Origin of the sequence: Bartonella sp. CL436QHHD (genome assembly GCF_042195105.1) — a bacterium.
Taxonomy (GTDB): Bacteria; Pseudomonadota; Alphaproteobacteria; order Rhizobiales; family Rhizobiaceae; genus Bartonella.
The window spans coordinates 69,270-95,221 of record NZ_JBHINR010000026.1; the positions used below are offsets into that span (position 1 = coordinate 69,270).

The 25,952-nt window shown below is 37.3% G+C and carries 21 protein-coding genes and 1 pseudogene; 8 read left to right on the top strand and 14 right to left on the bottom strand.

The annotated features are described in order from the left end of the window. Positions 1 to 4 precede the first annotated feature (4 nt). Together prfA and prmC are read left to right on the top strand one after the other, a co-directional pair. Positions 5 to 1,081 (top strand): peptide chain release factor 1, encoded by a 1,077-nt coding sequence (prfA, locus tag ACFIKN_RS03510; protein WP_375631085.1) that lies wholly within the window; start codon positions 5 to 7, stop codon positions 1,079 to 1,081. Then, positions 1,078 to 1,944 carry a peptide chain release factor N(5)-glutamine methyltransferase gene (gene prmC / locus ACFIKN_RS03515; protein WP_375657917.1) on the top strand — a complete coding sequence of 289 codons (867 nt, stop codon included), beginning with the start codon at positions 1,078 to 1,080 and terminating at the stop codon, positions 1,942 to 1,944. Before prfA ends, prmC begins: the two co-directional genes overlap by 4 nt. Here the strand turns inward: prmC and nrdF are convergent. Genes nrdF through nrdH form a run of 4 tightly spaced genes read right to left on the bottom strand, consistent with a single transcriptional unit; the run spans position 1,941 to position 5,681 of the window. Then, positions 1,941 to 2,915, bottom strand: coding sequence for a class 1b ribonucleoside-diphosphate reductase subunit beta (nrdF, locus tag ACFIKN_RS03520; protein ID WP_273722534.1), 975 nt, complete (start codon positions 2,913 to 2,915; stop codon positions 1,941 to 1,943). The genes prmC and nrdF overlap by 4 nt on opposite strands. A gap of 11 nt (positions 2,916 to 2,926) precedes the next feature. Next, on the bottom strand, positions 2,927 to 5,077 hold the full coding sequence (gene nrdE, locus ACFIKN_RS03525; protein ID WP_273790606.1) for a class 1b ribonucleoside-diphosphate reductase subunit alpha: 2,151 nt from the start codon (positions 5,075 to 5,077) through the stop codon (positions 2,927 to 2,929). Continuing rightward, the gene (gene nrdI / locus ACFIKN_RS03530; protein ID WP_273790607.1) at positions 5,059 to 5,457 is read right to left on the bottom strand and encodes a class Ib ribonucleoside-diphosphate reductase assembly flavoprotein NrdI; all 399 of its coding nucleotides are present in this window, start codon (positions 5,455 to 5,457) and stop codon (positions 5,059 to 5,061) included. Before nrdI ends, nrdE begins: the two co-directional genes overlap by 19 nt. Beyond that, positions 5,457 to 5,681, bottom strand: a complete 225-nt coding sequence (nrdH, locus tag ACFIKN_RS03535; RefSeq protein ID WP_273790608.1) for a glutaredoxin-like protein NrdH — start codon at positions 5,679 to 5,681, stop codon at positions 5,457 to 5,459. The genes nrdI and nrdH overlap by 1 nt, the downstream gene beginning before the upstream one ends. A gap of 682 nt (positions 5,682 to 6,363) precedes the next feature. On the opposite strand from nrdH, the gene ACFIKN_RS03540 reads away from it, so the two are divergent. The 4 genes and pseudogenes from ACFIKN_RS03540 (at position 6,364) to ACFIKN_RS03555 (ending at position 10,760) form a co-directional block, all read left to right on the top strand. Beyond that, entirely contained in the window at positions 6,364 to 7,116 is a 753-nt protein-coding gene (locus ACFIKN_RS03540) for an ABC transporter ATP-binding protein (protein ID WP_273790609.1), read from the top strand. 3 nt (positions 7,117 to 7,119) lie between these two features. Then, the gene (locus tag ACFIKN_RS03545; protein ID WP_375631086.1) at positions 7,120 to 7,989 is read left to right on the top strand and encodes a metal ABC transporter permease; all 870 of its coding nucleotides are present in this window, start codon (positions 7,120 to 7,122) and stop codon (positions 7,987 to 7,989) included. 10 nt (positions 7,990 to 7,999) lie between these two features. Next, positions 8,000 to 8,917 carry a metal ABC transporter solute-binding protein, Zn/Mn family gene (locus ACFIKN_RS03550; protein ID WP_375631087.1) on the top strand — a complete coding sequence of 306 codons (918 nt, stop codon included), beginning with the start codon at positions 8,000 to 8,002 and terminating at the stop codon, positions 8,915 to 8,917. Between the two features lie 1,642 nt (positions 8,918 to 10,559). Then, positions 10,560 to 10,760: pseudogene (locus tag ACFIKN_RS03555) on the top strand (DNA-binding protein). Between the two features lie 28 nt (positions 10,761 to 10,788). Here the strand turns inward: ACFIKN_RS03555 and ACFIKN_RS03560 are convergent. The 7 genes from ACFIKN_RS03560 to ACFIKN_RS03590 form a co-directional block, all read right to left on the bottom strand. After that, complete coding sequence (locus ACFIKN_RS03560; protein WP_375637594.1) at positions 10,789 to 11,835, bottom strand: sn-glycerol-3-phosphate import ATP-binding protein UgpC; 1,047 nt, start codon at positions 11,833 to 11,835, stop codon at positions 10,789 to 10,791. Between the two features lie 2 nt (positions 11,836 to 11,837). Next, positions 11,838 to 12,689 carry a sn-glycerol-3-phosphate ABC transporter permease UgpE gene (gene ugpE, locus ACFIKN_RS03565; RefSeq protein ID WP_375637593.1) on the bottom strand — a complete coding sequence of 284 codons (852 nt, stop codon included), beginning with the start codon at positions 12,687 to 12,689 and terminating at the stop codon, positions 11,838 to 11,840. 10 nt (positions 12,690 to 12,699) lie between these two features. Further along, on the bottom strand, positions 12,700 to 13,584 hold the full coding sequence (gene ugpA, locus ACFIKN_RS03570; protein ID WP_375637592.1) for a sn-glycerol-3-phosphate ABC transporter permease UgpA: 885 nt from the start codon (positions 13,582 to 13,584) through the stop codon (positions 12,700 to 12,702). 95 nt (positions 13,585 to 13,679) lie between these two features. Beyond that, positions 13,680 to 15,014, bottom strand: a complete 1,335-nt coding sequence (gene ugpB / locus ACFIKN_RS03575) for a sn-glycerol-3-phosphate ABC transporter substrate-binding protein UgpB (RefSeq protein ID WP_375631091.1) — start codon at positions 15,012 to 15,014, stop codon at positions 13,680 to 13,682. A 756-nt stretch (positions 15,015 to 15,770) separates the two neighbouring features. Next, positions 15,771 to 16,493, bottom strand: a complete 723-nt coding sequence (locus tag ACFIKN_RS03580) for a glycerophosphodiester phosphodiesterase (protein ID WP_375657918.1) — start codon at positions 16,491 to 16,493, stop codon at positions 15,771 to 15,773. Between the two features lie 76 nt (positions 16,494 to 16,569). Further along, entirely contained in the window at positions 16,570 to 18,126 is a 1,557-nt protein-coding gene (gene guaA, locus ACFIKN_RS03585; RefSeq protein WP_375631106.1) for a glutamine-hydrolyzing GMP synthase, read from the bottom strand. A 132-nt stretch (positions 18,127 to 18,258) separates the two neighbouring features. Beyond that, positions 18,259 to 19,545: an RsmB/NOP family class I SAM-dependent RNA methyltransferase gene (locus ACFIKN_RS03590; RefSeq protein ID WP_375637591.1), complete on the bottom strand. Its 1,287-nt coding sequence runs from the start codon at positions 19,543 to 19,545 to the stop codon at positions 18,259 to 18,261. Between the two features lie 454 nt (positions 19,546 to 19,999). Here ACFIKN_RS03590 and ACFIKN_RS03595 point away from each other — a divergent pair, with 454 nt between their 5' ends. Then, positions 20,000 to 20,146 carry a hypothetical protein gene (locus tag ACFIKN_RS03595; RefSeq protein WP_375631092.1) on the top strand — a complete coding sequence of 49 codons (147 nt, stop codon included), beginning with the start codon at positions 20,000 to 20,002 and terminating at the stop codon, positions 20,144 to 20,146. A gap of 179 nt (positions 20,147 to 20,325) precedes the next feature. Here ACFIKN_RS03595 and guaB read toward each other — a convergent pair whose 3' ends face one another. The 3 genes from guaB to ACFIKN_RS03610 all read right to left on the bottom strand — a co-directional run bounded on the left by guaB (position 20,326) and on the right by ACFIKN_RS03610 (position 25,336). Beyond that, complete coding sequence (guaB, locus tag ACFIKN_RS03600) at positions 20,326 to 21,825, bottom strand: IMP dehydrogenase (RefSeq protein ID WP_273790618.1); 1,500 nt, start codon at positions 21,823 to 21,825, stop codon at positions 20,326 to 20,328. Positions 21,826 to 21,975: 150 nt separating this feature from the next. Then, entirely contained in the window at positions 21,976 to 23,547 is a 1,572-nt protein-coding gene (locus ACFIKN_RS03605) for a phospholipase D family protein (RefSeq protein WP_375657919.1), read from the bottom strand. 403 nt (positions 23,548 to 23,950) lie between these two features. After that, complete coding sequence (locus ACFIKN_RS03610; protein ID WP_375631094.1) at positions 23,951 to 25,336, bottom strand: sigma-54-dependent transcriptional regulator; 1,386 nt, start codon at positions 25,334 to 25,336, stop codon at positions 23,951 to 23,953. A gap of 252 nt (positions 25,337 to 25,588) precedes the next feature. Here ACFIKN_RS03610 and ACFIKN_RS03615 point away from each other — a divergent pair, with 252 nt between their 5' ends. After that, positions 25,589 to 25,948 carry a hypothetical protein gene (locus tag ACFIKN_RS03615; protein ID WP_375631095.1) on the top strand — a complete coding sequence of 120 codons (360 nt, stop codon included), beginning with the start codon at positions 25,589 to 25,591 and terminating at the stop codon, positions 25,946 to 25,948. Positions 25,949 to 25,952: the final 4 nt, after the last annotated feature.

The window sequence follows — 25,952 nt, forward strand, 5'->3', positions numbered from 1 at the left end:
TATCATGGTTTCCTTGCCACAAGATCGTATGAGACAGCTTGAAAAGCGCTTTGAAATAATTGAAAGCCAAATGACGACGAATCCAAATGCTGAAACATATGTTAAATTAGCTTCTGAATATGCAGAACTACAACCCGTTATTGCCTCTATACGCGCATTAAATGCTCTTTACGAAGAGATTACAGAATTAGAAACGATTATCAACGATAAACAAACAGATATAGAGATGCGTAATCTTGCCCAAGAAGAGCTACCATCGTTATATAAAAAAGTAGAGCAATTTGAAAAAGAACTCCAGATTCTGCTTTTGCCTAAAGATGTTGCTGATGAAAAAAACGCTATTGTTGAAATTCGTGCAGGAACGGGTGGATCAGAAGCAGCACTTTTTTCCGGTGATCTTTTCCGCATGTATGAACGTTATGCCCATGCTCACCATTGGAAAGTAGAAGTTATTTCACTTAGTGAGGGGGAAGTTGGCGGATATAAAGAGATTATTGCTACCATTTCAGGAAAAGGTGTCTTTTCTAAATTGAAATATGAATCAGGGGTTCATCGTGTGCAACGCATCCCTGAAACAGAAACAGGTGGACGTATCCATACATCTGCTGCTACCGTTGCTGTGCTTCCAGAAGCTGAAGATATTGATATTGATATTCGTCCTGAAGATATTCGTATCGACACAATGCGTGCATCCGGAGCAGGAGGACAGCATGTTAATACAACGGATTCAGCTGTTCGTATCACGCATATTCCAACAGGAATTATGGTCGTACAAGCAGAAAAATCACAACATCAAAACCGAGCAAGAGCCCTTCAAATTTTACGGGCACGCTTATTCGATATCGAACGACAAAAAGCGGAAAGTGAACGTTCAGCTTCTCGTAAAAGCCAAGTTGGTTCTGGTGATCGCTCAGAACGTATTCGTACCTATAATTTTCCACAAGGACGTGTCACGGATCACCGTATTAATCTAACCTTGTATAAGCTTGATCGCATTCTAGAGGGAGATCTTGATGAGCTTCTTCATGCACTCATCTCAGATCATCAAACAACACTGCTGATGGAAATGGATAATAATTGAGCAAATATTCTTTCAAGAATGTCATCCAACAAATGCAAGAAAAATTGCGCACGAAAGGAATTGCTGAAGCCGATCTCGATGCGAAAATACTCGTTGAATGGATAACAGGAATAAATGCTGCTGAAAGAATTTCTAAACCAGATATGCATCTATCTTCTGAGCATATTATACAAATAGAACAAGCTTTACAACGGCGTATTGCAGGCGAACCCGTTTACCGTATTATAGGAGCACGAGAATTTTATGGTATATCTTTTACATTGTCTCAAGAGACGTTAGAACCTCGCCCTGATACAGAAACGCTGATAGATCTTGTTCTCCCTTTTCTCCAAAAACAGGTCGAAAATTCGAGAAAAACAACATTCCTTGATATGGGAACAGGAAGTGGCGCCATTGCTATTGCACTCCTTAAACAAATTCCCCAATCCTATGCGGTGGCAGTCGATATTTCTGAAGATGCCCTTAGAACAGCAAAAAAAAATGCAAAAAATGCTGAAGTAGCACACCGCTTCACACCTCTTCTTAGCGACTGGTTTGATTCTGTCGCAGATCGCTTTGATTTTATTGTTTCCAATCCACCTTATATTCCCGTAAAAGATATCAAAAAACTTGCAAAAGAAGTGCGCTTACATGACCCATTGCGCGCTCTGATAGGAGGAGAAGATGGACTTGATTTTTATCGAAAACTCGCCCATGAAGCAGCCAACTACTTAAAAGAAAACGGCTGTATCGCTGTTGAAATTGGTTTCTCTCAAGAAAATGAAGTCTGCAATTTGTTCGAAAAAAATGGTTTTCAATGTTTAGAAGTGCGCAAAGATCTAAGTGGAATACCCCGCGCACTTCTATTTGCATGCAAACATTAAAATTCCCAATCATCATCCGTGGTAGCAACCGCCTTGCCGATGACATAAGAAGAACCTGCCCCTGAAAAAAAGTCGTGATTTTCGTCAGAGTTTGGTGATAAAGCTGCCAAAATAGCGGGATTAACACGACAAACCTCAGGGGGGAAAAGAGCTTCAAAACCTAAATTCATTAAAGCCTTGTTTGCATTATAATGAAGAAAAATTTTAACATCTTCTGTCAATCCAAGCGCATCATAAAGATCTTCAGTATATTTGCACTCAATGTTATAAAGATCAAAGAGCAGGTTAAAAGCAAAATCTTTAATTTCTTGTCTTTTGGCTTCATCAAGCTTTGCAAAGCCCAATTGGAATTTATAACCTATATAATAACCATGGACTGCTTCATCACGAATGATTAGTCGAATGAGGTCTGCTGTATTGGTCAACTTAGCGCGACTGGCCCAATACATGGGCAAATAAAAACCAGAATAAAATAAAAAGCTTTCCAGCAAAGTCGAAGCAATTTTTTTCTTAAGTGGATCATTTGCTTCATAACGCTCAAGTACTAATCTAGCCTTTTTCTGCAAATGAATATTTTCTTCTGACCATCTAAACGCGTCATCAACTTCTACCGTCGAACAAAGGGTTGAAAAAATAGAGGAATAAGAACGTGCATGAACCGCTTCCATGAAGGCAATATTCGTCAAAACTGCCTCCTCATGCTCTGTTATCGCATCAGCCAGAAGCGAAATGGCTCCTACAGTGTTTTGAATTGTATCTAAAAGCGTTAGTCCTGTAAAAACACGAATTGTCAATTTACGTTCTTCATCCGTTAAGCTTGACCATGAGGGAATGTCATTGGAAAGTGGAACCTTCTCAGGTAACCAAAAATTCCCAGTTAAGCGATTCCATACTTCAAGATCCTTCTCATCATGTAATCTATTCCAATTAACAGCGCACACAACAGGATTTTTGGTTGTAATCTTTGTCATATGATGATCTCCTATAAACTGCAAGAAACACAGCCATCAACTTCCGTTCCACTTAATGCTACTTGCCGTAACCGTACATAGTAAATACTCTTGATACCCTTTTTCCAAGCATAAATTTGTGCGCGGTTAATATCACGTGTGGTCGCTGTATCAGGAAAAAATAATGTTAATGAAAGACCTTGATCAACATGCTGTGTTGCAGCAGCATAGGTATCTATAATTTTTTCAGGGCCAATCTCATAAGCATCTTGGTAAAAATTCAAATTCGTATTATCCATATAAGGAGCGGGATAATAAACGCGCCCAATTTTTCCCTCTTTGCGAATTTCAATTTTTGAAGCAATTGGATGAATAGAAGAAGTGGCATGATTAATATAGGAAATAGATCCCGTAGGTGGAACTGCCTGCAAATTGCGGTTATAAAGCCCATACTCAATAACTAATTTTTTGAGTTCCTGCCAATCCTTTTGATCTGGGATAACAATATTATTCCGTGCAAAAAGCTCTTGCACAAGCGCAAATTGCGGTTTCCATTCTTTTTCAATATATTTTTCGAAAAAACTTCCATCTGCATAAGCTGATTTTTCAAACCCTGCAAACATTTCTTGACGTTCGTGCGCAATTAAATTGGAAGCCCGTATGGCATGATATGTCACAATATAAAAATAGATATTGGTAAAATCAATCGCTTCTGGAGACCCATAATAGATCTGCTCACGCGCTAGAAACCCATGCAAATTCATTTGTCCCAAACCAATCGCATGACTTTCAGCATTGCCTTTCGCAATGGAAGGCACACAGGCAATATTGCTCATATCCGAAACAGCAGTAAGAGCACGAACAGCAGATTCCACGGTCTGTCCAAAATCAGGACTTTCCATTGCTTTGGCAATATTCATGGATCCAAGATTACAGGATATATCACTTCCAATCGTGCGATAAGTTAAATCTGTCTCCAGTTCACTCGCCTCACTCACTTGCAAAATTTCTGAACATAAATTGCTCATACTTATGCGCCCAGCTATCGGATTCGATCGATTAGCAGTATCCTCAAATAAAATATAGGGATAACCGGACTCAAATTGAATTTCCGCTAATGTCTGGAAAAAAACGCGTGCACTTATTTTCTTTTTACGAATCTTTGCATTATCAACAAAAGAACGATAATGCTCCGTTAAAGAAATATCGCTAAAAGGCTTACCTGTCACACGCTCGATATCATACGATGAGAAGAGATACATATCCTCATTATTCCGTGCAAGCTCAAAAGTAATATCAGGAATAACGACACCAAGCGAAAGCGTTTTAATTCTAACTTTTTCATCAGCATTTTCACGCTTTGTATCCAAAAATTTCATAATATCTAAATGATGAGCATGCAAATAAACAGCTCCAGCCCCCTGTCGTGCCCCAAGCTGATTGGCATAAGAAAAAGAATCTTCCAAGAGTTTCATCACCGGTAAAACACCTGAGGACTGATTTTCTATTTGCTTAATTGGTGCCCCTGCTTCCCGCAAATTCGTTAAACAAAGCGCCACACCTCCACCACGTTTTGAAAGCTGCAAAGCCGAATTAACCGCACGACCTATCGATTCCATATTATCTTCAACACGTAGCAAAAAACACGAAACCAATTCACCTCGTTGTTTTTTTCCAGCATTTAAAAATGTCGGTGTTGCCGGTTGAAAACGTCCTGTAATAATTTCATCCACAAAATTTTCAGCAAGAGCTTTATTCCCTTGTGCCAAATATAAAGCTACAAGACAGACGCGATCTTCATAACGTTCAAGATAACGTTTCCCGTCAAAAGTCTTCAGTGTATAGCTGGTATAATACTTAAATGCGCCTAAAAAGGTAGGAAAACGAAACTTAAATGCATAAGCACGTTTAAAAAGTTTTTTAATAAAAGAAAAATCATAAAGCTCAAATAAAGCTTTTTCATAATAACCTTCTTCTATTAAGTAATCTATTTTTTCCTTCAGGTTATGAAAAAAAACTGTATTTTGATTAACATGCTGAAGAAAATATTGCCGTGCGGCAAGCCGATCCATATCAAATTGAATATGACCATTTTCATCATAAAGATTAAGCATTGCATTCAGCGCATGATAATCAGTAATCTGATCCGATTTCTGCGATTGTCCTATACCAATTGTTTCCAAAATATTTCCAATCCCTTTTTTACATAAATAACGTCTTCATCAGTTCCACGCAGCTCAAAACGATAAAGGCAAGGTACACAACATTTTTCAGCAATAATTTTACTTGCTAAATTATAATAGCGACCAAAATTACGATTCCCACCGCCAATAACACCACAAATTAATTTTCGGTTCTCAGCTTCATTAAGAAACTGGACAACGGCTTTCGGCACTGCCCCTCTTCCTTCACCATCTGCATATGTAGGAACAACCAGTACATAAGGTTCACCAACCAATGCAGAAGGCTTTCTTTTATCAATTTTGAAGAGTCGTTGACCAAGCTGCGAGACAAAATGCTGTGTATTACCCGTTGCACTCGAATAATAAACAATAAGCCCCATTAAGCACAAAGACCACTAATCATATCTGGTCTAAAACCAGACCAATGATTTTCACCACAAACAACGACAGGAACCTGACGATACCCCAGAGATTGAACAAAACTGTATGCTTGTTCATCACAGGAAATATCAACAACACGATAACGAATGCCTTTTGCATCAAAAGCGCGGCGTGTAGCATCACATTGGACACAAGATGGTTTACTATAAATAGTGATCGACATTTTCTTCAACTTTCACAATTCCAAACAATCAACCCTCAAAGGTCAATCTAATAATTTTATAGGTACTCAAGAATAACAAAAAATAGAAATTGTACGCAAAGCATGTGGTTATTTTTCAAATAGTACACAGCTTCCTGAATATAACAGAATTCCTCATCAAATAACTTCAAAGACTATGATGAGAATAAGAGATTATTCTACAACTTAAATGGCAAAGTCCCCTAGTTATAAAATAATCTTTTGCTTGCATTACAATTCCCTCCTGCTGTCTAAAAAACTAACGTTCTAAACTACCGTTTTCCAAGAGCTCTGTTTTACTCTTTTACGGCAAAAATCAATTACAAAAATGAAAGGGAATCCTTCCAAAAGAGATCCTTCAGCAAAAATACTGCTATACCCTTGGTCAATAAACTCTTTACAATAATGGAAATAACTTAGATACCAAACGAAACACACTAACACCCTCTCTTGTGCTTATTTAGAATCACCAATCATTTTGATACTATATATAGTATATACTCTCTCTCTTTCGTCAAGGTGAATTCAATTATTATTTTTAATTTTCCACGATCTTCCCACTAAAATTTTCAGTACTCAAAACTATGTAATAATATAACATTTTGTTGACAAACGTTATATTATTACATAGTTTCCAAAATAATAAGCAACGATGGTAAAAAATATGGATCTGCTCTTCAATAAGACAACATTAGGCTATAGGAATAGAATAGCAATAAAGAACTTTTCAGCAAAGTTAAAAGCTGGTTCATTGGTCGCAATAACAGGTGATAATGGCGCTGGAAAATCGACACTGCTAAAAGCCATCGCCGGATTGATTAAACCTCTTAAGGGAAAAATTATAAAACAAAAAAAAAGTCGCATTGCTTATCTTGCTCAGCAATGTGATATAGATCAAACATTTCCAATTGATGTGAAAACGCTTGTAAAAACAGGACTGTGGTCTTTTTGTGGATTATGGAAAAATCAGCGCCCTTATGATTCTAAGATTCAAAATGCGCTTAAAATGGTTGGGCTTACAGAACTCGCACCCCGTTCACTTGAAACATTATCAGGCGGGCAATTACAACGCGCTCTTTTTGCGCGTATCATTGTGCAAGATGCCAATATTATTTTGCTTGATGAACCTTTCAATGGTGTAGATCATAGTACCCAAAAAGACCTTCTTGCACTGATCACATACTGGCAACAGCAAGGACGCACAATTCTCACCGCACTCCATAACCCTCTCATCGTGCAAGAATTTTTCCCCCAAATGATTCAAATTGATCAACAAAACGCCTTTTATGGAGAAACAACACAGTTTTTAAACAACACCATTCATCACGTTATGCCACCTCTCTCATCCAATTCTTTCCCTGTTAGCGCACAAAAACAAAATCTTCCCATCAATGATCCTCTCTTTCTTAGGTTATAAGACGTGTATGCATTTTTTCTTGCCCCCTTTGTTGATTTCCAATTTATGCAAAACGCCCTTATCGGTTCTATTTTCCTGTCTATTAGCGCTTGTCCTGTTGGTGTGTTTTTGATGCTCCGTGGAATGAGCTTGACAGGAGATGCTATCTCTCATGCCATTCTTCCTGGTGTTGCAACTGCTTTTCTGATTTGTGGTTTTTCCCTCATATCTATGACACTTGGTGGCATCTTCGCTGGTCTTATTGTTGCTTTAGCAACCATTTTGATTTCACGAAACAGCTTTCAGAAAGAAGATGCATCCATGACCGTCTTTTATCTTATTGCACTCGCGGCAGGTGTCATTATTATCTCACTGAAAGACTCAACAATTGAGCTGCTTCATCTCTTATTCGGATCGGTTCTTGCACTTGATGCACAAGCCCTTTGGTTAATCGCTACTATAATGCTGATTACACTATGCAGCCTTTGTATTTTTTGGCGTGCACTCGTTTTAGAAAGCTTTGACCCCCTCTTTTTTAAATCACTCTCTCCATTGAGTAAATATATTCATATTTCATTGCTTGGACTTGTGGTGTTGAATCTGGTTGGAGGCTTTCAATCACTAGGAACATTACTCTCCGTTGGCATTATGATGATTCCAGCCATTACAGCCCGTTTTTGGTTTTCACGGCTAGGCCCTATTTGCGCGCTTTCCACTCTTTTTGGAATCATTTCTAGCGTATGTGGTCTTCTGCTTTCTTTTCATCTTTCACTTCCCTCCGGCCCTGCTATCATCATTGCCGCAGGATTTATTTATCTTGTTTCCTGTTTGATAAGTCCACGTGGCTTTATTGTAACATGGTTTCCCCACCTCTTTTATACCTCCTCACTTTAAGGAAAAAAATGTGCCTAAGTTTGCTCAAAAATTTGCTCTTCTTGGAGCTTTATTGCTTGCCCTTTCTCCATTTTCTGCTTCTGCACACAATAAAATCAAAGTTGTTGCGAGCTTTTCTATTCTCGCAGATCTCGTCAAAAATGTAGGAGACAACCATATCTCTATGACCACTTTTGTAGGTCCCAATGCGAATACCCACACTTATGAACCTACCCCCCATGATGCTCAAGCTCTTAGAAATGCTCAAATTATTTTCATCAACGGGCTTCATTTAGAAGGATTTATTGATCGCCTCATTACAGCAAGTGGTACAAAAGCACTTCTTGTCGAAGTTAGCGCTAACATTCCCTCCCTCAAAATGAAAAATCAAGAACATAATGCCCATCACCACCACAGCGTTATTGATCCACACGCTTGGCAAACCATTCCCAATGTCAAAATCTATGTGAAGAATATCGCTGCTGCTTTTTGTAAAATCGATCCACAATCCTGCACCAGCTACAAAAAAAATGCCGAAACCTACATTCAAAAACTTAAAATAGCACAAGATACCCTGAAAACAAAAATTGCTACTATTCCTAAAGATAAACGTATCATTATCACATCTCATGACGCCTTTGGCTATTTTGCCAAGGAATATGGTTTTACTATCCTTGCCCCTCAAAGTGCTTCAACAGAAGCTGAAGCATCCGCAGCCGATGTTGCTAAACTTATCAAACAAATTAAAGCGAATAAAGCAGCTGCACTATTCGTTGAAAATATCTCTAATCCCCGTCTCATAAAACAGATTGCAAAAGAAACAGGTTTAACAATTGGTGGAACACTTTATTCTGATGCATTGTCAAACAAAAATGGTCCAGCAGCAACTTATCTCGATATGATGGAACATAATGTGAATACCATCATTGATGCCATCACAAAACATTAAGATCTTCTACAAAAGAGATAAAAAAGAGTTCATAAAATCGTAAGTCTATGATTATATTACTAATGATGCCCAACATCTATAATTGATAACATTGATATGAAATAAAGTGACTTTTACAGAGAAATTTATATTCAATAGATTCTAAGATAGATAAAGTAAGTGGATTTATTACCTCATGGTGCCCAAATCATTAGCAGTAGCACTCTACTTTTCAATGATTCTTTTACAATAACTCTCGACACTTGAAACGATTCATAAGAAGCATTTGGTGTCTCTTTCTTAAAATATTTTTATCTATCCAACTCCATTTATAACATGCAAGTGGGATTAGCGTATGAATAAAAACCACTTGAAGAAAAAATGCCTCTTCTAAAGAGTCTCAATACAATAATTGTTGCAATGTTGGAGACTGAAAGAGAGTATGATGATGTCCCCAGCTTGCACTTTTATAAGCATAAAGATGGCGATACACTGTGGATTTTATGTTATACCACTCATAAAAGACTGCGTGAAAAAATAGTTGGAACAACCTTGCAAGATATTTTTTAAAACAAGTGCGTGAATTGGCAACCCAATAGCCTTCTGTTTAGGTATTCTGTTTTGTATGAGAGGTGCAACTCTATTCAAAGAACGTAATAAAAAAATGTGTTCAGCAATGCGTAATCTCCATTATGTAAGAGACATTGGCTCAGATTTTTTTTTGAAAATCGCAATACTAAATTAAAAGATGAGGCTAAAGATAGAAACTATTTTTTATCTTGATGCTTTCATATTCTCCCTAAATTAAGCTGTCTCCTCATTTTAGAAATTACATAAGAAGACAAGCTTATTCCACTCTGACATACAAAAACTGAATACAGCACCGAACCGTCTTCATATTTGTCTCAAACATACTGCTGTATAAAGTTTAGGTTGATTTATAAGCAACAAAAAAGCACGCGCTTTATAAGAAAGTAATATCATAAAACCATTAATAGACTGGCAATATATTGAAAAAATATACCAGATTTTATAAAATGCTTTGCAAAACAATAATATAACTGTCTTTGTCTCTGCTGATTCTTATAGGTGTTCGCACCAATCCCTTATGTTATATTCATAAAGATCTGTTTTAGGATGATCTATAGGCAATTTTTAACTCAAGACTATAGAAAGATCGATGAGATGTTACAGATGTGTTTCATCTGCTTTTATCGTTAACAGTCATGAAAATTCTAAAACAAGCACGCCTTCTATATCTCAGTGATTTTTTTGCAACTTATCAGATACCCTCGCTGAGAATTGCATAGTGATTTACATGAGAAAAAATAAACTTGTAGCATGCGCGCATAGGTTTCTCTCTAATTTATGTGATTGGTAGAAAAAACAAATGCTTCTTATAGGAGCTCTGAAATCATTTTAGATCATATGGTTAGCGGTAAAATAGAATGCGCCTATTCTCGTACAGACTATTTAGAACAGCGTCGTATTTTGTGGATCAAATAGACTTCTTATGTTAGGGATCAAAGCTAAGATATGGGGTGCATCCTCCCTTATCTGTGACGCATTTTTCTCTCTATTTCTCTCATTTACTTTTTATAAGATACATAAATTATTACATCAAGAAACATATGATAATATGTTGTTTTTTATAATGAAAATGATGTTTGAAAATAATATTCTTCTTACAGACCGTGAAACCGCAAAATTTTTTCATATAAATGTTTTGACATTCTCAGCGCCATGGGACAATGGATCATTACCAAAACTATTAAAATTTTGTTTTTAATCCCGCCGGTTACAACCTGATTTTGTAAATGTAATCGAGAAAGTCAAAAAGCAACATTATCATGACGCAGCATAAAAGAGAGTCGTGTCACATCAATTAATGCTTACTTATTATTTGTGCGCTTTCCTGTGTTTTTATTAAAAGTATGAAAATTCTGATGAGCAACTGTGAAACTTAGTTTTTGACCATAGTCGTGTGTCAAGCGTTCTTTTATTTCAATCGTAAAGATGATACCATTCCAACGCGTTAAAACATGGCAACCTGTTCCAATAGGCTTGATAAGCTCAATTTTTGTGTGAAAGACTGGTCCTTTATCTGGATGTTCGCCCAATAAGATTATTTCAGGTCTGAATGCTAAAAGATCAGTTTCTTCGCCATAAGTAAATGAATGCCCTAAATGTTGTTCTAAGACATGGCGATCAAGAAAATTCATAGGAGGAGAACCAATAAAATCAGCAACAAATGTTGTTGCTGGAGTATCGTAAATTTCCATTGGTGTTCCAATTTGCTCGATAGCTCCTTTATTCAAAACGACTATTCTATCAGCTAATGTCATAGCTTCTAGTTGATCATGGGTAACATAGAGGCTCGTTGTTCCTAATGAACGCTGTAGTGTTTTTATTTCAATACACATTTGCGCCCGTAATTTTGCATCAAGATTTGAAAGAGGTTCATCAAAGAGAAAAACACGGGGTTGACGTACAATCACACGCCCCATTGCAACACGCTGGCGTTGTCCTCCTGATAATTGTCGTGGTTTACGATCAAGAAATGGTTCTATCTCCAAAAGCTTTGCAGCATGTGCGATACGTTTTTTAATTTCTTCTTTAGGGGTTTTACGATTTTTAAGACCATATTCTAAATTTCCACGAACTGTCATATGGGGATAAAGGGCATAATTTTGAAAAACCATAGCGATATCACGATCAGCTGGTTCACGATCATTGATACATTCGTTATCAATGCATAATTCACCTGAGGTAACTTGTTCAAGTCCTGCTATAATACGTAATAAGGTCGATTTTCCGCACCCTGAAGGACCGACAAGAACAAGAAGTTCTTTATCGGCAACAGTTAAGTTTAAATCATCAATGACCAGAATGCCGTTGTCATACTGTTTTTTTATATTTGATAACTGGATTATGGCCACAATTACTTCTCCGTTTCAATAAGGCCTTTGATAAAAAGCCGCTGCATGAAGATAACAACAAGAACAGGGGGAACCATGGCAACAACCGATACTGCCATGAGTATATTCCATTGAGGATCATGTTGAAGTGATTCGACAATAAGCTGTTTTAAAATAATAAGGATCGTTTGATGATTTTGATCCGTTGTGATGATAAGAGGCCAGAGATATTGTATCCATCCATAAATGAACATAATGATAAATAAGGCAGCGATATTGCTTTTACTAAGAGGAAGAAGGATATCCTTAAAAAATTTAACTGGACCTGCACCATCAACACGTGCCGCCTCTAAGAGTTCATCTGGAACAGTCAAAAAAAACTGGCGAAATAAAAATGTAGCGGTTGCAGATGCAATAAGTGGAATAATCATTCCACTATAGGTGTTAACCATCCCCAATTTTGCAACAATCTCATAGGTTGGAAGAATACGAACTTCGACAGGGAGCATCAATGTAACAAAAATAAGAACAAAAGCAGTTTTTCGGAAGGGAAAGCGCATGTAAATAATTGCATAAGCAGACAAAAGTGAAATAATAATTTTTCCAATACTAATCCCAAGAGCCATAATGAATGAATTCATTAAGAGTGGCCAGAGGTTGGGCAAACCTAGCCGTGCAAGGCCATCACCAAAGATTGTTTTATAATTTTCCAGAGCGTATTTCCCAGGCAAAAGAGGAAGTGTTCCTGAGTTAAATGCTGCTGAACTATGAGTTGATGCAATGATAGCAACATAAACTGGAAAGCAAATAATGATAATACCAACAATGAGAGTAATATGGGTTAGAAATTTCAAAACAGGGCGATTTTCAACCATAATTTGTTTCCTAATATTGTACACGGCGCTCAATCCAGCGAAACTGGATAAACGTTAAGACAATAACCATCAACATCAATATTGTTGATTGTGCTGCTGATGCACCGATTATTTGATTTCTAAAGCCATCGTCATATACTTTATAGACGAGTATGCTCGTTGCACGCGCAGGACCTCCAGAAGTTGTATTATCAATAATACCAAAAGTATCAAACATAACATAATTGACATTGACAATAAGAAGGAAAAACGTCGTTGGTGAAATTTGCGGGAAGACCACTGTCCAAAATCGTTTAAAGGGACCAGCACCATCAATGGCGGCTGCTTCTATTTGAGAACGCGGAACAGACTGAAGACCTGTAAGAAAAAAGAGAAAATTGTAAGAAATTTGTTTCCAACTAGCCGCAATGACAATAAGAATCATTGCTTGAGTGCCATTAATACGATAATTCCATAGCACTCCTATTTTCTCGAGAAGAAAAGGCATAATTCCGATGGTGGGATGAAAGATAAACAGCCATAATATACCTGCCAATACTGGAGCAACAGCATAGGGCCAAAGCAAAAGCATTGTATAAGCCTTTTTTGCACGGATGACACGATCAACACAGACAGCTAAGAGAAGTGATATTGTCATTGAAGCGACAGTAACTGAGATGGAAAATACTGCGGTTGTAAGAAGCGATTGCCGATAAGTAGGATCAGAAAGAACGGTTAGATAATTCTCAAAACCAATAAAGGTTGTTGTAAAGCCAAAAGTGTCTTCACGCTCAAAAGATGATTTTATTGCTTGAGCAGCAGGCCAAAAGAAAAACAAAAAAGTCACAAAAAGCTGAGGAAAAAGCAGTCCATAAGAAAGTAGATTATTTTTAAAATATGCATGTTTTTCTTGCATTCGTAGGGCTCTTTAAATGTAGAGACTTTAAAAAGGTAAACAAAAAGGACTCAACTGTTTTTGTTGAGTCTTTAATGTTTAACAATAAAACGAAATTAATGATTAGATCTTTCAAATTCACGCAAGAGTTTATTTCCACGTTCAACGGTCTCATCTAAACCATCTTTCGGCGTTTTTGAACCACTAAGAACAGCTTCCAACTCTTGATCAAGAATGGCACGGATTTGTGGTAAATTACCAAATCTTATCCCTTTTGAGTTAACTGTTGGTGGATTAAGATTAATCTGTTTGATAGCTATATCCGCACCTGGCGTTTTTTCATAGAAATGTTGTTTTTTACTCAATTCATAAGTCGTTTTTGTGGTTGGAAGATAACCTGTCTCCTGATGCCATTTTGCTTGATTTTCTGTTTTCGAAAGAAATTTAAGAAAAGCGGCTGCCCCTGCATATTCCTTTGGGGTATGGCCCTTAAACGCCCAAATAGAAGCTCCCCCAATAACTGAATTTTGTGGTGCTCCTTCTGTATCCTTATAGTACGGTAGCATACCAACCCCCACATTAAACTGAGCTTCAGAAACAATTCCAGCATGTGATCCTGAAGATTGCATAAAAATTGCACAATTTTGTGCCATAAACATTGGTGTTGAATCTAATGCACCTGCTGGACCACCATAGCGGAAAATACCTTGATCAGACCACTTTTTCAGGTCAGTCCACATACGCACTTGTAAAGGTCCATTAAATGTAAGTTCTGAATCAAGTCCTTTAAAGCCATTTTCCTTTGTTCCAAACGGAACATTATGCAACGCTGAAAAATTTTCTATACCAATCCATTGAGCGGCATAAGCCATTGTAAAACCACAAGTTGCTGCTTTAGTCTCAAGAATTTTTTTGGAAAAGTTTTCTATATCTTGCCACGTTTTAGGAGGCTGTTCTGGATCAAGCCCTGCTTTTTTAAAGATATCTTTGTTATAATAAAGGATGGGTGTTGAAATATTGAATGGCATAGAAACCATACGCCCCTGTTCATCGGAGTAATAACCACTAATAGCAGGGAAATAATCTGTAGGATCAAATTCTTGTTTTGTATCAGCCATAAGTTGATAAAATGGGTAGATTGCGCCTTTTGCAGCCATCATAGTTCCAGTACCAACGTCATAAATTTGGGCAAGTACTGGCTGTTTCTTTCCACGAAATGCTGCAATAAGTGAAATCAACCCCTCTTCATATTCACCGCGATATGAAGAAACAACTTTATACTCAGATTGACTTGCATTAAAATCGTTAATGAGACTTTCAGTTTGCTTTCCTAATTCACCACTCATAGAATGCCAAAAGCTGATTTTTGTCTGCGCAAAACTTGCTGTTATTCCCGCTGTGGACATTATGATAGCAACCGTGGCCGCTATGGAAAGATAAAAACGACTCATGGTTCACCCTTTCTGAAGTGATGGAATACAAACTACCCCTAAATTTATAGTATTACACATGAACATGCTATGACAGTTTTATTTCAGAAACATATTCTCTCATTTAAACAGGAACCACCAAAAGGTCAAATGAATTTGTTTAAATTTATTCATTTTCTTTTATAAGCATTCTTATGTATTAACGAAGAGACAAATAAAACTTTTCTTAAAATTAAAAATCATTTTGAGCGCTTAATAGTCTCTTTCCCTGTAACAAGATCACGCCCCTCACGCAAAACAAAATGACAATGTATGACCAATTTCCATGCTGTTAAAAAATCTTTCAATACATCTACATTTCGTGATAGCTCCTATAATATAAGCCATAAAGCCTCTCCACTAAAGTATATAAGACTTTTTGTATACCATCACTTTTACACTTCATAAGAGTGCAAAACGACATCATCATGTGAGACCCTAATGCTTCAACAAATCTTGCATTTAAAATACGTTAAATGAATATTTTTATTCTTTTCTCAATCATTTTTTATCCACACACCAACCCTGCTTGTAATGTGCAAACGAATGATTTGAATTGATTCATTGTAAAAAGATTTGAAATAAGAAAATCTTATGTATTAAGGTCTATTATTCACATGAATAAACCATTAATTATCATTATAAATCAATGTATTATGTTATATATTAGATAATTTTTATTCTTTTATTACGCTAGCTTTATGAAAATATATAGTTCCTTTTGTGTTGATGTGTTTTTTACCTTTGTGCACGCAATTGCAATGCGAGATCAGGTTGATCTGTCGTAATGTAATGTACAGGCATATCAAGCCAATGTGATAACCGAGCTTTTCCATTAATTGTCCATACCCCTACAGTAAAACCAGCCTCAAGAGCTGATTCAATAAAGTTCTGTGAAACAATGGAGCCATCTAAACTTATATCAGAATAACCTAATTGCTTCCATTCAGAAAAATGACGGTACATATCACCTTCAAAATTATCAACACATGGACCAGATGGTATTCCTGCTTCAATAAAAGGACGAAGGATAAAAGGATCAAAACTAATTGCAGAAACCCGTTCTAATAAATTTCGGCTTTTTATTAGTGCAAGCGCTTTTTGGGATAATATTGTTTCACGCTCCACTTCACCACATGTTTTGATTTCAAGATGCAATGCAACATTCGTTGGTGCTAAAAGATCAAGCACTTCTTCTAATAAGGGAGGTGCTTCTTGGCTTCCTTTCACGCAGAGTTGTTTGCGTGTTTCATTATCAATGTCGTGAATATACCCCTTTTTCCCAACCAATTGGTCTAAACGGAAGTCGTGAAAGACAACCACTTCACCGCTTTTCAGCAAATGAACGTCGCATTCAACTTCATCAACACCTAACGCTATAGCATTATTAAATGCTGAAAGGGTATTTTCAGGATAAAGATGAGCTCCTCCACGGTGTGCAACAATTTTTTTCTCAGACATGCAAAATCCCACACTTCTCAATTTTAAACGATATTGACGTACAGATTGTCAGATAAAGGCTTATTCTTCATTTCAATTATTCCCATTCAATAGTACCAGGAGGCTTTGAGGTTACATCATATACAACACGATTAATCCCTCTAACTTCGTTAATAATACGTGCTGCTGTCTTACTTAAAAATGCCATATCATAGGGATAAAAATCAGCAGTCATTCCATCTACAGATGTGACAGCGCGAAGAGCACAAACAAATTCATAAGTGCGATCATCCCCCATAACACCAACAGTTTGAACTGGAAGAAGAACAGCAAAAGCTTGCCAAATTTCATCATAAAGACCGGCCTTACGGATTTCCTCAAGATAAATAGCATCTGCTTCGCGTAAAATTTCTAATTTTTCACGTGTTACAGCACCTGGACACCGAATTGCAAGGCCGGGACCTGGAAAAGGATGGCGACCAATAAACTGCTCCGGTAGCCCTAACTCTCGTCCTAGCGAGCGAACCTCATCCTTAAAGAGCTCACGTAACGGTTCTACAAGTTTCATCTTCATCTGTTCTGGTAGCCCACCCACATTATGATGGCTTTTAATGGTTACCGTTTCACCAATAGCAGACACACTCTCAATAACATCTGGATAAAGTGTTCCTTGTGCTAAAAACTCTGCACCTCCTATTTTTTTCGTTTCTTCTTCAAAAACTTCAATAAAAAGGCGACCAATTGTTTTGCGTTTTTTTTCTGGATCTATCTCACCTTTTAAAGCATTAAGAAACACATCAGCAGCATTAACGTGAATAAGCTCTATATTATAGTGATCACGAAAGAGCGTGAGAACTTCTTCAGCTTCATTCTTGCGCATCAGCCCATGGTCTACCAAAATACATGTCAGTTGATCTCCTATAGCTTCATGAAGGAGTACCGCTACAACAGATGAATCCACTCCCCCTGAAAGACCACAAATCACACGACTTTTCCCAACTTTTTGTCGTATCGTAGCAATTGCCTGCTCACGATAAGAAGCCATTGACCAATTGCCTGTAATAGCAGAGATCTTATGAACAAAATTTTGCAAAAGTTTTGTACCATCCGGTGTATGGATAACTTCAGGATGAAACTGTACCGCATAAAAATGTCTTTTTTCATCCGCAATAGCCGCATAGGGAGCTCCTTTTGAGGTTCCTATGACACGAAAACCTTCTGGTAAAGCTGCCACACGGTCACCATGGCTCATCCATACTTGATAACGAGAACCTTTTTTCCACACTCCATCAAAAAGGGCACTCTCTTCTTGCACTTCCAAAAAAGCACGCCCAAATTCACGCTCATGCCCAACTTCAACCTTTCCTCCAAGCTGAACACACATGACTTGTTCACCATAGCAAATACCCAGAATCGGAATACCCGCCTCAAAAATTTCCATTGGAGCACGCGGAGAGCCCTCATCAATAACGGAATAAGGACTCCCTGATAAAATAATAGCTTTAGGATTTATGCGGCGCACAGCTTCTAAAGCCAATTGAAAAGGAGCAATTTCACAATATACCCCCATTGCTCGTACCCGTCGTGCAATAAGTTGTGTAACTTGTGAACCAAAGTCAATAATAAGAACAGTGTCTGGATGTGATATGCTCATAGAAAACCAATCAACAATTGTAAAAGAAAACTCATGAGAGTTATGATTTAATCTTTCTCTTTTCACAAGCCTGTTTTCTTAAGAAAAAGATTATTCTCGTAAAGTTTATGATAAAAAGTGCAAAAATATGGATCAATGTTTTTTTTGCAACACAGATAAAAAGAACCCATCTGTTTGTGTTGTGGCTGGCGACAAAGTAAGTCCATAATTTGAAAAAACTGGTTGCACAGGAGAAAAACTAAAATGTTTCTGCCAAAGCGCTGGCATATCTATTGGAGAAAAATGAGAATGTTGTTGAAGGAAATGGGAAATTTGTTCCTCATTTTCATCTGTAAAAAGAGAACAGGTAATATAGATTAGGCGCCCATTTGGCTTAAGATAAGCTATCGCTTCATTCAAAATAGCCCTCTGTTCTGTTTGGCGTTGTTTCACCTGTTCTAATGTTAAACGCCATTTCGCATCTGGACGACGACGCCATATTCCTGTCCCACTACATGGTGCATCTAGTAGAACTCTATCCATCTGGCCTATTAATGGCTTCAATTCTTCTTTTTGTGCTCGTGTTTGTACATTACGAACACCAGCGCGTCGAAGACGATCAAAAATAGGAGCTAAGCGCGCTTTATCGGAATCATAAGCATAAATTTGCCCACGATTGTTCATATCGGAAGCTAAAGCTAATGTTTTGCCCCCAGCACCTGCACAATAATCTAATACCTGCATGCTCTCTTGCGCGTCCACAAGGTGAGCAACAATTTGAGATCCTAAATCCTGTATTTCAAAGTGTCCTTTTTGAAAAGCTTGTTCCACTTGAACATTGGGATGACGATTAAACTTTTCAATCGGTGCAATTCTTAAAGCTTGCCCAAACCATGGAAAAGATTTAAGTTTGGTTTTTGCTAATTCTTTCAGCACCTTTTCTGGTGTTGCCTTTAGGTTATTTACCCGTATGTCTAAAGAAGGACGCGTTGCTAACGCAGCCGCTTCAGTGATCCAATTATCACCAAATAAAGGACGCAGATGTGCTTGACACCATTGTGGAATATCACCACGAATATAGTCTGGAGCATCCACTAATTGCTGACCTTGCCACGATTTACGCTGCTTAGCCCCTAATAACTGTGGTGCAAACCGATCTTCTGCCAACTCACCGTCAATTTGCTCCAGCGTCATTTTTCCATAATCTAATAAGGCACCAAAAACGATATCTCGGATATCATCACTCTCCATACGCCATTGTAAAGAATAACGTCGTCTTAAAACATCATAAACGATTGTACCAATAGCTGCGCGATCACCTGCTCCAGCAAAGCGATGAGAAAGCCCCCAATCCTTTAAAGCTGCTCCTACTGGGCGATGCTTCATTTCTATCTCTTTGAGAACATCTATTGCTGCTTGCAAACGCCCACCTAATCGCATTCATTTCTCCCATTAAAATAATAAAATTTTAAATCATCTAAAAAAATAATATTATCGTCTTCTTGCCAATGGAACCTTCTCAAAGCCATAAAAAATTTACATTCAATATTAAAATGATCTGATCATACTTTTTTATAAAATCAAATTTAGAATATCTAGATTTTTCCTTTCATCTTCTGCCCATTCGCTTTTTATCCTTCTACCTCTTATGCTAAAAGATACGTAGCCATCCATAAAGAACTTATTTCCGCCATGCATTACGAAAAAATCAAATATCTCCCATCTTTGTACGGCTATCCTGCTGAAAAAATAGAAAAAGTCTTCTCATAAAATTAAACAATTTCATCTTACGTTCAACAAAAAATTAACTTTTTAGAAAATGCTTGGAACCACTATTTGGCATGACCGTTTTTACTCTAATGGCAACTGCCAGACAATTTAAAAGGAGAAAATAATGACTTATAATAATGGAAAAACAACTTCGTCTAAAAGCCGTCATAATACAATGCCCTCAAACAACGGAAAGAAATCCATCCAAAGTGATCAGACAAACACTCGCCAACGTGCGTCAAAGACTGGACGGAAGACAACAAAAAGTTAATTCTAATTTTATATAACTTATTTCATATAGTCTTAACAGAAAGAATTAGAGTTTTGACCTCTAATTCTTTCCTTTTTGGGATTATTACACCAAATTACAAACAGAAAAAAGCGCAGTCTCTCTTTCTTATTCTCGGAAGATTTTATATTTATGCAATATGACATTAGGATCTTGTATCTTTAAACTGGCCCACGATAATTTGGACTCTCTCGTGTGATGGAAACATCATGCGTATGACTTTCATGGAGTCCCGCATTCGTAATACGTACAAACGTTGCTTTTTCACGAAACTCTACAAGATCTTTTGCTCCAACATACCCCATCGAAGCACGAAGTCCACCAGCAAGCTGATGTAGAACTGATGCTATAGGACCTTTATAAGCCACCTGCCCCTCTACACCCTCAGGAACCAACTTAAGTTCATCACGAACATCATCTTGAAAATAGCGATCTGCCGATCCTCGTGCCATAGCACCAACAGATCCCATGCCGCGATAAGCTTTAAAGGATCGTCCTTGATATAGATAAACTTCACCAGGGCTTTCTTCTGTACCCGCTAAAAGAGAGCCAATCATAGCAGCACAAGCCCCACCTGCTAAGGCTTTAGCAAAATCACCCGAAGCTTTTATCCCCCCATCAGCAATAACGGGAATACCGACCTTATCAGCAATTTCTGCCGCACTCATAATGGCTGCAAGCTGAGGAACACCAACACCTGCAACAATTCGCGTTGTGCAAATAGAACCAGGACCAATACCAACTTTTATAGCATCCGCACCACTGTCAATCAAAGCCTGTGTTGCTTGCGGAGTTGCGACATTACCAGCAATAATGGCTGGAGAAAACGTCATTTTTTTAATACGCTCAACTGTGTCTAATACACGCTGAGAATGTCCATGTGCAGTATCAATCACTAGAATATCAACACCTGCATCAATTAATCGTTCAGCCCGCTCAAACCCATCGTCCCCTACACTACTTGCAGCTGCAACACGCAAGCGACCTTGCGAATCTTTGGCAGCGTTTGGATTTAATTTTGCTTTTTCAATATCCTTAACTGTTATCAGTCCGACACAACGATTCTGTTCATCCACAACTAATAATTTTTCAATACGATGATGGTGTAAAAGATACTTTGCTTCATTGAGTTGAACATTTTCACGCACTGTGATTAAATTTTCATGCGTCATTAATTCATAAATTTTTTGTTTGGGATCCGATGCAAAACGTACATCCCTATTTGTCAAAATGCCAACAAGCCGTCCAGCAGTTTCACCTTTAGCACCATTTTCAACAACCGGAATACCGGAAATACCATGAGAGCGCATCAAAGATTTTGCTTCTTCAAGTGTTGCATCTGGTCCAATGGTGACTGGATTAACAACCATACCAGATTCAAACTTTTTTACTTGGCGGACCTCTTCTGCCTGCTCTGCAGGAGACATATTACGATGAATAACCCCAAGACCACCAGCTTGAGCCATCGCAATAGCCAAACGCGATTCTGTTACCGTATCCATTGCCGCAGAAAGCAATGGCAAATTGAGCTTAATATCCGCTGCAATGCGCGTACTGAGATCCACTTGACTAGGCATAACAAGAGAATGACCGGGTTGTAAAAGTACATCATCAAAAGTCAGTGCCAATGCACCTGTCCCCGTTTCAACAATCTTTGCCATAGCAAAATTCCTTTTATAATAAAACACCGCAAGGAGCTTTAAAATACAACTGCGGTTCTCATACATGGTAGATTGGCAAAAAATTATGCCATGCTACAAACAAAATGAAAAGAAAAATAAAATATTTTTTTAAGTGTGGTTTATAAAAATTTACAATTGTGATTCAATAGGTAACCAACTTATTATTTTTGCAAATGCGCGACGCCAAAAATTGCTTTCTGGCTCATAGTCAATGCTATATTTTTTTTCATTTTCAATAAAATCCCAATAAATACGATTATTATCACCAAGACGCAGATGATAGCTCATTTCCCCTGTAGTTTCTTCAGAAAACAACAAATCTAATCTTGCTGTAATGGGAGCACATTCAAAAAGAATGCCCATTTCTGTATTTAATGATGCTGATCTTGGATCAAAATTTAAAGATCCAATAAAAGCTGTTTTACGATCAATTAAAAAAGCTTTGGCATGTAAACTTGCCTTACTCGATCGAAACAATCGTAACCCATGAGTATTGCCTTCCGCTTTTAATTCATAAAGATTAACACCACTTTTCAACAATGCCTTACGATACGGTACATAACCACCATGCACTAATGCTACATCAGTAGCTGCTAAAGAATTTGTCAGAATTTTGACATCAACACCCTTTGAAACCAAATTACTAAAATTCTGCGTGCCAACCTTACCAGGAACAAAATAAGGTGACGTAATCTGAACCGTTTTTTGGGCATTTCCAATAACCTTTGAAAGTGCCTTCATAAGCCAATTGCTTGCTTTTTTACGCAATGCTTTTTCTGGAGGATCAGAAAGAACAACAACTTTGTCTGCTAAAAATAACCGCTTTCCTGTTTGGATAAAACAATTAAAGTTAATGTGCTCTTTGACATAATCTAAATAAACTTTTGCAACCTTGGAATCACGAAACTTTCGTAATTTATCTTTCCAATAGCTAAGATCACTTGCGCTTTTAGGAACAACCAAAGTATGAATTGGTAAAACAACAGCACTATTCCAAAAATCATCAAAGATACTTTCTACCTTTTTAACAGAGGGACCGATTAACATCAAATCTAAATCTCGAAAATGAGATTCTTTACCAGCATCAAAATAAGAATCTGCAAGATTACGTCCTCCTACAAAAGCGACCCTGCCATCAACAATAAAAGCTTTATTATGCATTCTACGTGTTACGGTAATTGCCCGTAATATAATTTCTAAACCACGGCGTAAACCACCTTTACGAGATCGCCCTGGATTAAACATTCTCACCTCAATATGAGGATGTTTATCTAGCGCAATATAAGCTGGATCACGTGCCTGAGCATTAATATCATCCAAAAGAAGCCGTACCCGAACACCCCGATCTGCTGCCTCAACTATTTCACTTAATAATAGGCGCCCCGTTAAATCATCGTCCCAAATATAATACATCAGATCAAGGCTACGCCCAGCCTCTGCAGCTCCTATTGCACGAACACAAAACGCATCCAAATTGCTGATAATGAGGGAAAGGGCATCTTTATCAATCCCCAATCCATTTTCTTCCTCAGCTAATTGACTGACGATACGATCAAGCTTAGTTTCATCTTTCTGAATAGGTAACGCATAAGAACACTGCCCCCTAGCATTTTTCACAAAACGCCCATAGGTGTAGATTGCCAACATAGATGCAATAAAAAAAAAGAGGACAAAACCAATAACAATCTGTAAAAGAGTCAAAGAGGATAAACTTTCTATTTTAAACTATCACATCATCAGTAATGCAAACGATAACACTAATCACTTTATCTTAATCGTATAGCAGATAAAATGCCACTTCTTGCTTAAGAGAGTATAAATTTAATATTGATGATACAAAAATTTTAGCGGTAGTATTTAAAAGTTTTTAAAAATGCTTCTCTGTTTTAATAAATGTAAACTTAACTAAAATTGTATAAATTGAAACAAACGATTAAAATAATCACATAAAATTTATATTTGATTTAAATCTACAAAATCATCCTCTATAGATAAATTTTACAATAAATAATTGTTTTCTTAAGCTTCCCCCACGAACTTTATCAAAATCCACTCTATTTTTTTGAAACTCATGCTTGTCATGAAGAGAAATTTGTTATGAATTTTACTTTCGTTCTTGATTTCTTATTGCTCTCAATTCTTCCATTTTTCTATAAAGTGTAGAGCGACCAATATGAAGGCGGCGCGCAATCTCACTCATATGTCCTTTATAATGTTTAATCGCTTTCTCTATAATATCATGTTCCATCTCTGCAAAAGTACGCACATGCCCATCAGTATTCAAAAATTTTATCGATTCTTGTTCATTATCTTCTTGTATATTACCCTCAATGATATTGGGAACATTCATTAATGAATTTCCCATTAATTGCGGAAAATCTCGAACAGTTAATAACGGTCCTTCACTGAGTAAAATCGCACGAAATAAAAAGGTTTCAAGCTCATTTCTATTGCCAGGCCAATCATACTGCATAAGCAAGGAAAGAGCAGAGCCTGCTAAACCATGGACATGTGATCGCCCTGTTTCTGTGATAATGCGATCAATCAAACGTTGTGTAATCTCTGGAAAATCATCCCTTAATTCTCGTAAAGCAGGGACGCTAATAGACAAGTGAGAAAATTGTTCAAACAAACTATGCAAAAAAAAGTTCTCATTAACCAAGTCCTTTAAACGCGATGTTGAAATAGCAATGATCCGAAAAGGGAAAAATCCTCCTTTTGTATCCCTTTCCCTCTCTTTAAGGTAATGAGCAAACCGTTTTTGCTGTATGGGCTCAAGTCGATCAATATCACAAAGGCAAAGTGTCCCTTTTTCAAGAGAAGAAACCAATGGTAGGAATTCTTTAAACCACTGCTGATTTTCTTCTTCTGGATCAACGATGGCTGAACATTGAAAGCGAACAAAAACACCCTCCGAAAATAATCCCTCATGATGAATAATCCGAGCTAATGTCTCACGTCCTGTTCCAGCTTCCCCCTCTATCAAAAGATTCTGTAAAGAAGTTGCTGCTTGTCTCGATTGTTCTAACACTATCTGCATAGCTCTACTTTTTACGCAAAGATCAGAAAACCGTAAATGATTCTCTTTTTTTCGCCGAATATCTCGAACCTCATGCTCCAAGGCAGAAATAAGAGCAAGAATATCCAAAGTAACTCTTACGCGTAATAATGTTACTGGATGGATCCAATAATCAATAGCTCCAGCTGTTAAAGCTTTCTGGAGTAAATGCTGATTCTCTTGTTGTGCTATAACGACAATAGGAACAGAAACACCAGCAACTCTAATCATTTTAATCAAATCGCTCACACTCAAATCACTCATAACGACATCAAGGAGTGCAAGCACAATGTTTTTACGCCTGTGTAAAAGATCAATCGTACGGAGACCATTTTCTGCTTCAATGACACGATAACCAAAACCTCTCAGCATAGCAGAAAGTTCTATACGTCTTCCATAATCTTCACTCGCAACAAGAATGGGACCAACCATAATGTCAATAATCTCCTTTGAGACTACTCAGCAGCTTAATATCAAAATTGTTGTAAACCATAAGAAATATTTCACCTCTTGTGTTTCACTTACAAACTTCATCAAGCTATCAATTAAATACAACATTAAGGCATTTTTTTCCATTTTTTTGCTTTTTCATTGATTTTCATTAAATTTTTCATATTGACTCATGGGGTAATTTAATAATGTTATAGAAACTCGAGAGAAAATAATCTAAATAGAGTGCAATAAATGAAACATACCTTTCATATTTTATGTCTTACAATCACCGCCTTGCTGTTAAGTGCCTGTAAATTTTCGCAATATTATAATTCAAATATGCCAACTGGAATTGATGGGAAATGGGTTGATGAGAATGGTATTATTTCTTCTTTCCACAATGGTGTTTTTGAAACGCGTGCAGCAGATACAGAAGAAAAACTATCAGAAGGGGCATATAATTATCTCAATGCCCAAAATATAGAAATTGAAATACGCTCTATTCTCCGTGGAACAATTTCTAGAGTCAATTGTACAATGTCATATGACGCCACACAACTTCTCTGCACCTCACATACAGGAGCACAGTTTTTCCTTAAGCGGAAATCTTAACAAA